Annotated in this window: 11 protein-coding genes; 6 read left to right on the top strand and 5 right to left on the bottom strand. The window is 44.1% G+C overall.

The annotated features are described in order from the left end of the window. Position 1: 1 nt before the first annotated feature. Complete coding sequence (locus IQQ51_RS23245; protein WP_017060423.1) at positions 2 to 544, bottom strand: heme NO-binding domain-containing protein; 543 nt, start codon at positions 542 to 544, stop codon at positions 2 to 4. A gap of 303 nt (positions 545 to 847) precedes the next feature. Here IQQ51_RS23245 and IQQ51_RS23250 point away from each other — a divergent pair, with 303 nt between their 5' ends. The 3 genes from IQQ51_RS23250 (at position 848) to IQQ51_RS23260 (ending at position 4,492) form a co-directional block, all read left to right on the top strand. After that, the gene (locus IQQ51_RS23250) at positions 848 to 1,447 is read left to right on the top strand and encodes a CoA pyrophosphatase (RefSeq protein WP_048609199.1); all 600 of its coding nucleotides are present in this window, start codon (positions 848 to 850) and stop codon (positions 1,445 to 1,447) included. Between the two features lie 309 nt (positions 1,448 to 1,756). After that, complete coding sequence (locus IQQ51_RS23255) at positions 1,757 to 3,010, top strand: aromatic amino acid transport family protein (protein WP_052878186.1); 1,254 nt, start codon at positions 1,757 to 1,759, stop codon at positions 3,008 to 3,010. A 120-nt stretch (positions 3,011 to 3,130) separates the two neighbouring features. Continuing rightward, positions 3,131 to 4,492 carry an L-serine ammonia-lyase gene (locus IQQ51_RS23260; RefSeq protein WP_065676971.1) on the top strand — a complete coding sequence of 454 codons (1,362 nt, stop codon included), beginning with the start codon at positions 3,131 to 3,133 and terminating at the stop codon, positions 4,490 to 4,492. Positions 4,493 to 4,646: 154 nt separating this feature from the next. On the opposite strand, the gene IQQ51_RS23265 is transcribed toward IQQ51_RS23260, so the two are convergent. Next, positions 4,647 to 5,789: an amino acid permease gene (locus IQQ51_RS23265; protein WP_193842266.1), complete on the bottom strand. Its 1,143-nt coding sequence runs from the start codon at positions 5,787 to 5,789 to the stop codon at positions 4,647 to 4,649. Between the two features lie 823 nt (positions 5,790 to 6,612). Here IQQ51_RS23265 and IQQ51_RS23270 point away from each other — a divergent pair. Continuing rightward, positions 6,613 to 8,235: a methyl-accepting chemotaxis protein gene (locus IQQ51_RS23270; RefSeq protein WP_193842235.1), complete on the top strand. Its 1,623-nt coding sequence runs from the start codon at positions 6,613 to 6,615 to the stop codon at positions 8,233 to 8,235. 85 nt (positions 8,236 to 8,320) lie between these two features. Here the strand turns inward: IQQ51_RS23270 and IQQ51_RS23275 are convergent, their stop codons facing one another. Beyond that, the gene (locus IQQ51_RS23275; protein ID WP_193842236.1) at positions 8,321 to 9,811 is read right to left on the bottom strand and encodes a SulP family inorganic anion transporter; all 1,491 of its coding nucleotides are present in this window, start codon (positions 9,809 to 9,811) and stop codon (positions 8,321 to 8,323) included. Positions 9,812 to 10,369: 558 nt separating this feature from the next. Here IQQ51_RS23275 and asnS point away from each other — a divergent pair. Continuing rightward, complete coding sequence (gene asnS, locus IQQ51_RS23280; protein WP_017060416.1) at positions 10,370 to 11,770, top strand: asparagine--tRNA ligase; 1,401 nt, start codon at positions 10,370 to 10,372, stop codon at positions 11,768 to 11,770. Between the two features lie 134 nt (positions 11,771 to 11,904). Here the strand turns inward: asnS and IQQ51_RS23285 are convergent, their stop codons facing one another. Together IQQ51_RS23285 and IQQ51_RS23290 are read right to left on the bottom strand one after the other, a co-directional pair. Further along, complete coding sequence (locus IQQ51_RS23285; RefSeq protein WP_004734707.1) at positions 11,905 to 12,111, bottom strand: hypothetical protein; 207 nt, start codon at positions 12,109 to 12,111, stop codon at positions 11,905 to 11,907. 127 nt (positions 12,112 to 12,238) lie between these two features. After that, a complete protein-coding gene (locus IQQ51_RS23290; protein WP_193842237.1) occupies positions 12,239 to 13,642 on the bottom strand; it encodes a PLP-dependent aminotransferase family protein in 1,404 nt (467 codons plus the stop codon). Between the two features lie 218 nt (positions 13,643 to 13,860). Here IQQ51_RS23290 and IQQ51_RS23295 point away from each other — a divergent pair, with 218 nt between their 5' ends. Then, positions 13,861 to 14,160: a hypothetical protein gene (locus tag IQQ51_RS23295; protein WP_017060414.1), complete on the top strand. Its 300-nt coding sequence runs from the start codon at positions 13,861 to 13,863 to the stop codon at positions 14,158 to 14,160. Positions 14,161 to 14,394: the final 234 nt, after the last annotated feature.

Raw genomic sequence — 14,394 nt, forward strand, 5'->3', positions numbered from 1 at the left:
ATTACTTTTCTACTTTGAGATTAAACCTAACCACGCTTTGGTCATCATTTTGTGGCGTCATCTCCACCGCGATAGATTCGCCGTGGTATTCAGCGCATCCTTCTATAAGTCCTAAGCAAACATGAGACATACACCTTGCGCTTTTGTAGTCAAAAACAAGTTGTGCTTCGGTCGTGGTGATAAAACTGAATTCAGGAGGCTCAGCATCTGGATAGAGCTTCTTCACTTCTACGTGAATATAGCGCTCTACGTGCTGAATAAATTGAAAGGTGGTATTGCTGTGAGCAAGGCTCGCTTTATTCGGTAAAGAGGCCAGTAAGTTCTTAAATACAGATTGCCCAAAAACGCGTTGCAAGCTTGCCGCATCAATATCGGTTTTCTTACTCAAGTTGATAATCAACCTGACAAGGTCTTTGTGGTCGTAACTGCCGACCGACGTATAGATCCCTTCATCTTCTGACATTTCTAGAACTTCTTCCAAAAGCTCTAACCCAAACTTATCTTCAACAAGCTCTAAAAATTCGGTGAATATGATTCCTTTCATTTCATACCTTATCTTTTGTTTCTTTTTAGAATGGTCTACTAAGTTATTGTTATCAAATTCTTAAACAAAAAATCTACGTTTCGTCACCCAATTTTATGACATGGGTAACGCTTACTCGCCTGTATGCACATGTTGAATATAGCAAAAATCGTCATTCTGAGGAGATTCATCGGTAAACAGCCCCTCATGACGTCCAATTCATAACTAAAAAAGGGAAAGTGAATGAAGAAAAACTCAATATTGGTAATCAACCCACGGTTATGTCTATACTTAAAATCATAATAATCAATATATTGACTTGATATGAATAAAGAAAACTTCCTTCAGCAATTCCAACTTAACCCTACGGTTGGCTATCACCCAGAGTCAGTAGAGCGTGTTTCGCACATCAGTGGCGAGCAATTACGTAAAGCGGCAGTGGTGGTAGGTTTAGTTGAAAGAGAAGATGGTTTACATGTCATTTTTACTAAAAGAGCGGCTCATTTAAAGCATCACCCCGGCCAAGTCAGCTTTCCTGGTGGTAAACACGAACTTTCTGACCCTTCTATGCAATTCACTGCACTCAGAGAGCTCCATGAGGAGGTGGGAATTCGATCGGATCAAGTTAAAATTGTTGGGCAATTACCTGCATTGAGTACTATTAGTAAATTTTCTGTGACGCCGATTGTTGCCATGGTCGATCCTGACTATGAAGCCATCATCGATGAGAACGAAGTTGCCTCTATTTTTGAGGTGCCTGCCACCTATGTTTTAGACCAAGCCAAGTTACACAGTCACACTGTTAACTTCAAACAAATCAAGCATCGTGTTTTTGCGATGCCTTTCCAAGAGCACCTAATTTGGGGCGTTACGGCGCAAATTATCCAATCACTGCAGCAACATGTAGTGCAACGAATTACATAGCAACTACGTTTTGTTTAATCTCTGTTAACAAAATCCAGACTTTCTATGGAACAGATTTATTAATGCAATTTTACGCAAACGTTTCCCTGGTATAAATCTATACAACCCCGCCTTTCGCATAAATAAAACTAATACCAAGCATAAACATAAATCACCTGTGGCACGCTATTTTCGTGATCAAAAATCCGTTTTTCGCATATCATGTGACACGCCGTTTCATTACATGATTTAGATCTATTTTTTGCAGACGAAAATTCTGCAGAATTAGCCCCGACTTATTTCCTGTTCCCAAAAAATGAGTAATTTAACATGAACACAACAACTTCTTCGGCAAATGCCGTTAAAGATTCAAGCAAGTTTAACTATAAAGATTTTACCTGGTGTTTATCACTATTCGGTACAGCAGTTGGTGCTGGCGTACTATTCCTTCCAATCAAAGCTGGTGCGGGTGGTTTTTGGCCATTAGTTATCCTAGCTCTAATTGCGGCACCAATGACTTGGTTCGCACACAAATCTCTAGCTCGTTTCGTACTGTCTGCTAAAAACCCTGAAGCTGACATTACAGACACAGTTGAAGAGCACTTCGGTAAGACTGGCGCAAACATTATTACTTTTGCTTACTTCTTCGCTATCTATCCGATCGTTCTTATCTACGGTGTTGGTATCACAAACACGGTTGATTCTTTCCTAGTAAACCAAATGGGTATGGAATCTATTCCACGTCCTCTTCTTTCTGGTGCACTTATCCTTGCTATGACAGCAGGTGTTGTATTCGGTAAAGAGCTGATGCTTAAAGCAACTTCAGCAATGGTTTACCCACTAGTATTCATCCTACTAGCGCTATCTTTTTACCTAGTTCCTGATTGGAACACTTCAATGATGGACGTAAGCCCAGAATGGTCAACAATGCCTTCTATTATCTGGCTTGCTATTCCAATCATCGTGTTCTCTTTCAACCACAGCCCAATCATTTCACAGTTCTCTAAAGAGCAACGTCGTGTATACGGTGAAGACGCAGTTAAGAAAACTGACGCAATCACTGGTGGCGCAGCAATGATGCTGATGGGTTTTGTAATGTTCTTCGTATTCTCTGTAGTACTTTCTCTATCTCCAGAGCAACTAGCAACAGCACAAGCGCAAAACATCTCGGTACTTTCTTACCTAGCTAACGTTCACGAGTCTCCACTTATCTCTTACATGGGTCCTCTTGTAGCGTTCGCAGCGATTACTTCTAGCTACTTCGGTCACTTCCTAGGTGCTCACGAAGGTCTTGTTGGTCTAATCAAGTCTCGCTCTGGTTCTTCAATCTCTAAGATTGAGAAAGCATCTCTAGCGTTCATCGTTGTTACAACTTGGATTGTTGCGGTAGTTAACCCAAGCATCCTAGGTATGATTGAAACAATGGGTGCTCCAATGATTGCAGCTATCCTGTTCCTAATGCCTGTATTCGCGATGCAGAAAGTACCAGCTATGGCTAAGTACAAAACTTCAGCACCTGTGCAAATCTTTACAGCTTTATGTGGTCTAGCGGCTATTAGTTCTGTAATCTACGGCGCTCTTTAATCTCAAGCCCTTTTTATAAGATGGCATCCATCTTATATCGCGAGATTAGACAAAAAATATAATGATAATAAATGAGCCTCCCTACTCCCCTTGGGAGGCTCTCTTTTTGAGGTAATCGCTATGATTAGTGTATTTGATATCTATAAAATCGGTGTTGGTCCATCGAGCTCACACACAGTTGGACCAATGAAAGCGGGTAAAGAATTTATTGATGACCTACGTTCAATGGGAAAATTGCGCGACATCACTAAAATCACCGTGGACGTATATGGATCACTATCACTGACAGGGAAAGGTCACCACACAGATATCGCAATCATCATGGGTCTTGCTGGCAATACTCCTGAGCGTGTTGATATCGATTCTATTGCTGGCTTCATTGCTCGCGTAGAAGAAACTGAGCGCCTTCCTGTTGGCATGCACTGTCATACAGTATCGTTCCCACGCGATGGCGGTATGAACTTCCACACTAGCAACCTTTCTCTACACGAGAACGGCATGAGCATTCATGCATGGGTTGGTGACGAAGTTGCATACTCAAAAACGTACTACTCAATTGGTGGCGGTTTCATCGTTGACGAAGAGAACTTCGGCAAAGAAGAAGAAAACCCAATCAAAGCACCTTACGAATTCACAACAGCTGAAGAGCTGGTTAATCAGTGTAAAGAAAGCGGTCTTTCTATCAGTACACTGGTTATGAAAAACCAAGCAGCATTCCACTCAGACGAAGAGTCTCGCACTTACTTCGCTAACATTTGGAAAACGATGCGTGAGTGTATGGATCGCGGTATGAATACTGAAGGTATCCTGCCTGGTCCACTGCGTGTACCTCGTCGTGCAGCAGCACTTCGCCAACAGCTAATGACTTCAGAAAAAACAACCAATGATCCAATGACAGTTGTTGACTGGGTAAACATGTTTGCTTTCGCAGTAAACGAAGAAAACGCAGCTGGCGGTCGTGTAGTAACGGCACCAACAAACGGCGCATGTGGCATCATCCCTGCTGTATTGGCTTACTACGATAAGTTCATCCAAACAGTGACAGAGAAAGACTACATCCGTTACTTCGCAGCTTCTGGCGCGATCGGTGGTCTTTACAAGCGTAACGCTTCTATCTCTGGTGCTGAAGTTGGCTGTCAGGGTGAAGTTGGTGTGGCATGCTCTATGGCTGCTGCTGGTCTTGCTGAGCTTATGGGTGGTAGCCCTGAGCAAGTATGTATGGCTGCAGAAATCGGCATGGAGCACAACCTAGGTCTAACGTGTGACCCAGTTGCTGGCCAAGTACAAGTACCATGTATCGAGCGTAACGGTATTGCTGCAGTTAAAGCAATCAACTCAACTCGTATGGCACTTCGTCGTTCTTCTGCTCCTACTGTTTCTCTAGATAAAGTTATCGAAACAATGCTAGAAACAGGTAAAGACATGAACGCTAAATACCGTGAGACATCTCAAGGTGGTTTGGCTGTTAAGGTTGTTTGTTAATTAGCATTAGTTTGCTAATAGCCTCTAACACAGCTTGCTTGGTAACGAGCAAATAATAAAAAAGGAACGCCGATGCGTTCCTTTTTTTCTATCTAAATTCCGGTCACTTATATCTAAGATGCTCGATTCGCATCTTAGATAATGGACCAAAGAGCTAGATCACTTGTGAGATAAGCAGGAAACAACCAAACAGCAGTGAGAACAACATCATTGCACTGCCACCTTCTGCTCGGTATCGGTCATCAGCAACTTTCATGAAGCGCTGCTTGTGAACCATAACCAGAGGAACAAACACCGCTAGGAACACCAAGATGATGCCTGCGTAATTCAGTACTTGTAGGAACTTGTCTGCAGCAAGCAGTGAACCCGCCAACGGCAAGATAAAGCTAATACAGTACGTTACCGCTGTATTTTGGTTGAACATATCTTTGTTCTGGTTGAACAACGCCATCGCCACACCAAAGAAAGAGGTCAACAACGCCAAGCCCGTGAAGGTAGACAGAACGTTACCCACCCAAGGAGACTGAGCCTCAAACGCCGCCATCAAATCTGATACGTTCTCAAAGCTTCTGAATTGCTCTTCACTCAAGTTACCCACTACCGCAAACAACCAACACAAGTAACACACTAATGGGATCAGAGAACCGATAATCACCATGTTACGCAACTGTTTGTCTGTCGCTTCGTGGTTGTAAGAAACCAAGGTTGGAATCACCACCATAAAGCCAAAGCTCGTAAACAGGATGGCACTGGTTTTGATTAGATCAACGTGGTCATGGCTGGTTACCTGCATCAAGTTTTCTTGAGTCATGCTCGGCGCCAAGAAAGCCATGGTTGCAAACAAACTAGCAAGCATCACGAAGAACAATGCTCGATTGAGCTTATCAATCACACCAGTACCACTTGCGACTACTGTGCCAGCAAGCAAGGTAAACACGGTTTGGCTGGTAGTCGCGGTAATTTCGACGCCAAAGTTAGACAGTAACTTACTCAGCAAGTCACCTGCGCCCAGAATGTAAGCCATTAATAGGCAAATCAACAACGCGTATAGCAAGCCGTTGGTAAGCAACTGACCTTGTTTACCCAAGGTTTTTCGGGCAATAGAGTTTAATCCTAGACCGCCACCCGCTTTGATGGTCGCTTCTAGAAGTAGTAATGCTGCGTAAGTCGTACCGAAACAGATCAGTACCATAAGCAGTGTGCCGTAAAGCAATCCGAATTGAGCTAATACCATTGGGATCGCAAGCATACCAGCACCGAGAGCGGTACCAGCGATAATTAGGGAGCTACCCATCATTTTAATATTCATTGTTTTTAACTTATTTATTTAGTTTTTATAGATGTGAGTCTTCGTTCATCGAGCGGATGACAAAGGAGTTCAGATAGAAATAAAGTTATAAAACGAATAACAATAGGAGCGATAAGCGGTAAAGAAGCGTGCAGAGACGTTGTCGAACAGGGCGTTCAAAGGGGAGCTTGTCTTAAAAGAGGTAAAACGAGAAGCGTAAGTAAGCATTAACTGATGTGGTGAACCTTCCGTAGGTTCAATAATCGGCGATGTAATCTTGAATTTCATGTATGTGTCCAATAAGTCACATTCCATAGTATTTGAAGCAGCGTATCCGTTGCTGCCCTACCTCTATCATAGAGGTCTTTTCATCTTATCGAATGAGCCTCGAAACACAACGCTATAACCACAATTTTTGCTATTAAATTGAACAAAACAGCCATTTGGATATAAATTGACCACTAAGACGTCTAAAACAATAGTCTTTATTGATAAAAGACAAGCGGACAAATACATCGAGCTGATTAACAACCTAGGCTTTTCTAATTATCAGCAAACTCACAACCCGATGCTGCACTTCAATAACAGTCCTATATTCCCAAAGCAGCTGTATGTTTCACAACACGATGTCGCAAGAACAACACATGTTTAAGAACAGCGACTAGCTTGAAGCGCGTTCCATTTCAACATCAGATACAACACAAACTCGCTACATCACAGAAACATAACCACAACCGGAGTGTGGTCACACAATTAACGATACCCCATAGGTGGTAGGAATTCTTACTAGTACAGTATTTACGTCATTATAATTAATAAAAACAACCACCTTATGCGCTCAACAATCACCTTCAAAATCCTAGTGGCCCTCGCCATCGTGTTCACTTTTTTGCTGGCAATATCGACCTATTTCCAATACTCGCAGCAAAAACAACTGGTTAACTCGGTGTTGAGTGAACAGCTACACGACAAAGCAAGTAACTACTTCGATAGCCTCAACATGATGATGCTCACCGGCACCATGGCACAAAAAGAGACCCTTCGTCAGAAAGCACTGGCTCAAGAAGGCATCGAAGACGTTCGTGTTTTGCGCGCCGACGCTGTCAGCAAGTTATACGGCCCAGGTAATGACAACCAAACACCGGTTGACGATATTGATAAACGAGCGCTAGCGGGCGAAACCGTTATCGAACCTTTTTCTGCTGATTGGGGCAAAGGCTTGGTTATTGCTCTGCCAATGAAGTCGAGTGAAGATTACCGAGGAACCAATTGTGTCGCCTGTCATATGGCACCAGAAGGTGAAGTCTTGGGTGCAATTCGCCTCGAATATAACCTCAACCATGTTAACTCGCTGATCAACACTCAAACCATGGCTGCTATTGGCATTATGGCGGTGATATCGTTTGCCGGATTCGTGCTTACGATGGGATTAATTCGTAAGATTATCGTACGCCCGCTGCAACAGACCTCTCGCTTTATGACCCAAGTCAGCAACGATAAAAACCTATCCACTCGCCTGCCGGAACAAAGCAAGGATGAGATTGGCACGCTGGCTAACTCCATCAACTCGTTCATGGGAACCGTATCTGACAGCTTAGAAAAGGTACAAAGCACCTCGCACAAGTTGAATGCCTCGGCTAACCAATTGACTAGCGTCGCGCAAATTACCGAGCAAGCTGCCAGCGACCAGCAAAGCGAAACCGCTGTAGTGCAACACAATGTCGAAGGGATACAGGCACAGCAAGTCAATGTAGAACAAGCGACTTTAACGGCTTCAGAGCTTATCAACCACACCGCCGATGTGGCGTGTAAGAGTGCCAACCAAGCACACGACGCAAGCAGTGAGATAAAAAACCTCGTTAGCAGCATAGAAGAAGTGAAACACAAAATACTGACACTCAATGAGCAAACCGGAGAGGTCTCTTCAATATTGAGTGTGATTCGTGGCATTGCCGACCAAACCAACCTTCTGGCCTTGAATGCAGCGATTGAAGCGGCGCGAGCGGGAGAACAAGGCCGAGGCTTTGCGGTAGTAGCAGATGAAGTTCGCCATCTCGCATCGCGAACCGCTGAAGCAACAGGCAGTATTGAATCAATCATTCATCAATTCCAGCAAGGCAGTGAAGAGTCGCTGACTTCTGCCGATCGCGTTTGCGAACAAGCCCATCAAAGCTCGACCTATATCGACGCACTTTCAATTGAAATGAATGGTGTGGTCGAAGAGATGAAACAGGTGCTGGCTCACGCACAGAATATTCAGCAGCAAACGCAATCCACCACACAAGCGACTCAGGATGTTCAACAAAAGGTTGAAACCATCACCTCTCACGCAAACAACACGTCGCAATCTGCGGCTGAAACTCGTGGAATCAGTAATGATTTAGAAGAGCTGTCTGATCACCTTGAGTCACTGATTAATCAGTTCACTTTGTCGAGTACAAAGAAGAAGTCATAGATCGCCAACAAAAAAGCGCTCAACAATGAGCGCTTTATCTTCCTAGCAATGTCTAGTGAGGCGTTCAAAGAACCTTAAACAATGATTAGTGTGTAATGGAAACCGCGGTTAAGTCTTTATGCTTGTGATACATCGCGTGTTTGACTATCAGATTCGCACTCACGCTATCCATTCCTGACACTTCAACGTAAGCCCCTTTTTTACGGAACTTGAACACAACCTTATCAAGCGCCTCGACCGAGGTATTATCTAAGAATGACGCATCCGATATATCGATGGTCACTAAAGAGGTCGCGTTGTCATAATCAAATAAGTCGACAAACGCATCTGACGAAGCAAAGAAGACATGACCTTTTACTCGGTGAATGGTGTGCATTTCGTTGGTCACGACTTCATCGGATATAAACACCATGGATTTGCTGGCATGTGCATAAAACAGAGCCGACAGCACCACGCCAACCGCAACACCTATTGCTAAGTTATGAGTAACCACCACCACCGCCACGGTTGCTAGCATGGTTACATTGGTTGGCAGTGTGTGATCTTTAAGCTCAACAATGGAACGCCATGAGAATGTGCCGATAGAAACCATGATCATCACAGATACTAAAGCCGCCATCGGTATCAGCTTCAACCAATCCGAAACAAACACCACCATTAGCAGTAAAACCACCCCAGCGATCATGCTGGATAATCGGGTTAAGCCGCCTGATTTGATGTTAATGATCGACTGGCCAATCATCGCACAACCCGCCATGCCACCAAATAATGAGGCAACGATGTTCGCTACTCCCTGTCCTTTACACTCATTGTTTTTATTGCTTTCAGTATCTGTCAGATCATCGACTATGGTCGCTGTCATCAAGGATTCCAGCAAGCCAACCAGAGACAGAGCAATCGAATATGGCAGGATGGTCGCAAGCGTATCAAACGTGAATGGAATATTAGGAATCAAGAACACAGGCAGTGAATCAGGAAGCTTGCCCATATCGCCAATCGTTCTCACATCTAAGCCGAACAGCAAACTAACGATTGTCAGGGTAACAATCGCGACCAGTGGAGAAGGTATCGCACGACCAAACTTGGGAAAATAAGGAAGTAGATAAATGATCGCCAAACCCAAAACGACTAACACGTAAACGCTTGAAGGCACGTTGATTAATTCAGGAAGTTGAGCCATGAAAATTAGAATGGCGAGCGCGTTAACAAATCCAGTAATCACCGATTTGGAAACGAAATTCATCAGGTTACCAAGCTTAAGATACCCAGCTGCGATTTGAATAACGCCAGCTAGAAACGAAGCTGCGAGTAGATATTCTAATCCGTGCTCTCTCACTAAGGTGACCATTAATAGCGCCATAGCGCCTGTTGCACCGGAAATCATTCCCGGACGACTGCCAACCAAAGCGGTGACGACACAAATACAGAACGACGCATAGAGCCCTACTTTAGGGTCAACGCCTGCAATAATTGAAAATGCGATGGCTTCAGGGATCAATGCGAGTGCAACCACAATCCCAGATAATGAATCTCCTTTAACGTTTGATAAGCAGTGTTTTTTTAAATAATTAAGCATGTAATTCTCTTTTACTTGTACAGCCAGTTCTGCCTTGTTGAGACATAATTTGATCGACTGTTTTTCTTGAATGAGCGAGCGCTCGAAAAGTGCGGGTGTAGAGAGAATGCAGGGGTTAAGGCGGCGTAATTAACACGTAGATATTAAACTCCTCTTGTTGCTTTAGTGGGAAATTAAGAAGGTGACCAAGTCCAATATGACTGAATCCGCGCCAATATAGAGTGAGTCTCAACACAATCACACTCCCATTATTGAAAACAAAGGTTTCGATTACGCCTTGCTCGTTCAACAGCTCACATAGGGTCAAAGGTAAGGCTGACGCTAATATCGAACAAAAAATACACCCTCAAACCTATTTATCGTCAGTAGACACAATATTTCTTTCACCAAGCAAGAATAAAGGTTGAAGCTGTCGGTATGACAGGTAATATGTTCAATCGATTTAAAAAGTTTATACAACTTAATGTTTCGGTTAATTATTGTGCAAATGTATGTTTATTTGCAGCAATGCCAGAGACTTTGAGTTGAATTTGTCCCTCAATGGAGAATGAAATCAACATGACTTACGCGCCTGTAACAGACGTACTTGGCGGCAAGCTAGCGGTAGACAGTGAAGTAACTGTTCGCGGCTGGATCCGTTCACGTCGTGATTCCAAAGCTGGAATCTCTTTCCTTGCCATTTATGACGGCTCTTGTTTCGACCCGATTCAGGCCGTGGTTCCTAATAATCTTAATAATTACGAAAACGAAGTATTAAAGCTAACGACTGGCTGCTCTGTTGAAGTAACGGGTAAGATTGTTGAGTCTCCTGCGAAAGGTCAAGACTTCGAACTAGCAGCAACTGACGTTAAAGTTGTAGGCTGGGTTGAAGACGCTGACACTTACCCAATGGCTAAGACACGTCACTCTATCGAATACCTTCGTGAAGTTGCTCACCTACGTCCACGTACAAACGTGATTGGCGCAGTAGCACGTGTACGTAACTGTCTATCTCAAGCGATTCACCGTTTCTACCACGAGCAAGGCTTCTTCTGGACTTCTGCTCCGCTTATCACTGCATCTGATGCAGAAGGCGCTGGTGAAATGTTCCGTGTTTCTACGCTAGACATGGAAAACCTACCACGCACTGAAAAAGGCGACGTAGACTTCAACGAAGATTTCTTCGGTAAAGAAACGTTCCTAACAGTATCTGGCCAACTTAATGCTGAAGCTTACGCTTGTGCACTAAGCAAGGTTTACACGTTCGGTCCTACGTTCCGTGCTGAAAACTCAAACACAAGCCGCCACCTAGCTGAGTTCTGGATGGTTGAGCCTGAAGTTGCGTTTGCAGACCTTAACGATGTAGCGAAACTGGCTGAAGACATGCTTAAGTACGTTTTCGCTGCTGTTCTTGAAGAGCGCCGCGACGACCTTGAGTTCTTCGCTTCTCGTATCGACAAGCAAGCAATCACTCGTCTAGAGCAATTCGTAGACGCTGATTTCGCACAAGTTGACTACACTGACGCAATCCAAATCCTACTAGACTCTGGTAAGAAATTTGAGTTTGACGTTGAGTGGGGCATCGACATGTCTTCTGAGCATGAGCGTTACCTAGCTGAAGAGCACTTCAAAGCTCCTGTTATCGTTAAGAACTACCCGAAAGACATCAAAGCTTTCTACATGCGCTTAAACGACGACGGCAAAACAGTTGCAGCAATGGACGTACTTGCACCAGGCATCGGTGAAATCATCGGTGGTGCACAACGTGAAGAGCGTCTAGACATTCTAGACGAGCGTATGATTGCTATGGGTATCGACCCTGAGCACATGAGCTGGTACCGCGACCTACGTAAATATGGCACAGTGCCACACGCTGGTTTCGGTCTTGGTTTCGAGCGTCTAGTATCTTACGTAACAGGTATGGGCAACGTTCGTGACGTGATTCCATTCCCACGTACACCACGCTCTGCTAACTTCTAATTCGAAACCTATTCGATATTAAAAGTTAAGAACAAATAAAAACCTCCGCACTTGCGGAGGTTTTTTTATGTTCGGAATAAAACGAGACGACGGCTGTTTCAGCGTGCCACCATCTAAGACTCGTTACTCAAAAGCTAATCGACATCTTGGTCGATAGCGTATTTTATTGCGAGACCGCAGATTGCCATCATAACGAATGGAATCGCGGCAGTGGTGTATTCCGCCCACGCCATATCAGCGAATGCTTTTGCCAGCAGTACGTGGCCGAGAATAAGCAGAAGCGCACACACAATCGCGACAATAATCAGCTTAACTTCATTTCCCATAGTCATTTTCAACATAACGGTGTCTCCAATATTTGGTCTACCGTTATTGAATCACAACTCTTTGCTCAATTAGGCGTACAGTTACCCCACAAACAACCCGTACAGTTGGAATGATTGTCTTTTTTATGAGGGACTTAAGGTTTTACGAGTGCGTAAGTTGATGTGCCAGTTTGCCAAGCCAGATGAGCGCCTGTTCTTTCTCTTCTGTCAGTTCATAAGAGAAGTTCAATCGTATCGCGTTATCCACTCTGCCCTGCTCACTAAACAGATCGCCAGATGCGACGCTAATACCTTGTTCGATAGCCAGCTGATGAAACTGTTGGCTGTCGAATTTTTCAGAGAAACGAATCCATATCAAGTAGCCACCAGCCGGTTCTTCAATCTCGACTGAATGCGGAAAGTACTGCTTAATGACATCGATAAATCGCTCTTTCCTGACTACAAGGTTTTTACGCAGTTTACGAAGGTGATTGTCGTAGCTTTCATGTGTTAAGAAATGGGCGACACCAAGTTGAACGGGAGCGCTGCTCGATAACGTAGAAAGAAGCTGTAACTTTTGAATCGCATCGTTAAAACGCGTGTTCACAACCCACCCTACTCGATAACCGGGACACAAGCTTTTTGAATACGACCCACAAAGCAAGACGGAATCGGTCTTATCGAAAGCCTTTAATGGCTTCGGCTTGTGCCCTTCATAATAAAGATCGCCATACACGTCATCTTCAATAATGTAGGTTCCATGCTGTTCTGCAATCTCTACCACACGGCGCTTTGCCTGTTCCGACAAACTGGTTCCCGTCGGGTTTTGAAAAGTCGTCATCAGCCAACACGCTTTAACATCTTGGTTTTGTAGTGCGTTTTCAAACTGCTCTATATTCAACCCATTGATTGGACAAACGTCCACTTCGATAGGATTAAGCCCTAGCCTCTCGACAGCCTGCAGAGCACCATAAAAGGCGGGAGACTCTATCACGACGTTATCACCCGACTTAGTGACCGTTTGCAGGCTCAAGTTGAGCGCTTCCATAGCACCAGACGTAATTACGATGTCTTGATGATTAACTGTAATCCCTTGCTGCAGATAACGCTGCGCGATTTGTCTTCTCAAGGACTCACTGCCCGGTGGTAAATTATTTATCACACTCGCGCCAGTCATCTTCCTGCCCGCGCTAGCAAGGTTTCGAGTCAAGGTAGGTAACGGGAACAGGTCAGGATCTGGGAATGCAGAGCCGAAAGGAATCACACCTTCGGCTGAACTCGACTTCAAGAAATCAAATAAGCGGTCATTAATGGCTTTCTTTTCACTAACGAGTGGCTGTGCGTAATCAACGCCGTCCAGCCTTGGCGCTACAAAGTAGCCCGACTGAGGTTTAGCGATGATCCACCCTTCGCTTTCTAGCAACTGGTAGGCTTGTAAGACTGTACTATTGCTGACGTTGTAATTTCGACAACTCGTGCGTACCGAAGGGATCTTTTCTCCGGATCGCCACGTATTGTTGGCTATCTGAGTTCGAATATCCTTTGCAAGCTCTTCATAACGCGCCATCTAATTGTACTACCTAGAGAAATTCTGTAAGCCGGTGATTTTATCACTTACGCCAACAACTATTGCTGCTATCCATATGATCGCACCTAATTTCCACAATAGTGTGAATTAGTTCACAGATAACTTTGTAAGCTTTGCTAAGTTTGTACCCAAGGTAGGAGCTAAGTTGGCTTTCTACCTCAATAATTTGATGTAACCCAAAAACATGCGAGATAACAATGAAAAAAATAGAAGCAGACCAATTAAGTTATAAAGGAGAGTCAAACGGTGTTCACAGTTGGACAACACCGAGCGGCCAGCCATATTACTGGCACCCAGATTGGCTTCATATTGCTGAAGATGCGACAGGCTCACATCCAAAGCAAAAGATCGATGTCGAACAAGACCAAGCACCAACGGAAAAACACGCGGTGTCTGCTATTCTGAAACACATCAACCAATGGGCTGCAGACAAACTAGCGTCTCACCCTGAGATTGAAACCGGCTCAATCGAGGCTGAAATCAATCTCAAAAAGTAACGGGGTAAAATAGATAGCGAACTCAATCATTTGCGATTCTAACCCAGTACACAGACTGAATAGCCTCGAACCTCGACCGAGGCTATTCAAGTATCTTCATAAAAATGCTGCAATAATCCCCACCTAGCTAACAAATCTCTAACACAAACCAGTTTCTTGTATCAATCCACGAAAGCTATCGATAGAATTTCCGGTCTTATTCACGTCAGTTATGCTAATCATTCGCAATTCTAA

Origin of the sequence: Vibrio sp. OPT18 (assembly GCF_015163615.1) — a bacterium.
Taxonomy (GTDB): Bacteria; Pseudomonadota; Gammaproteobacteria; order Enterobacterales; family Vibrionaceae; genus Vibrio; species Vibrio coralliirubri.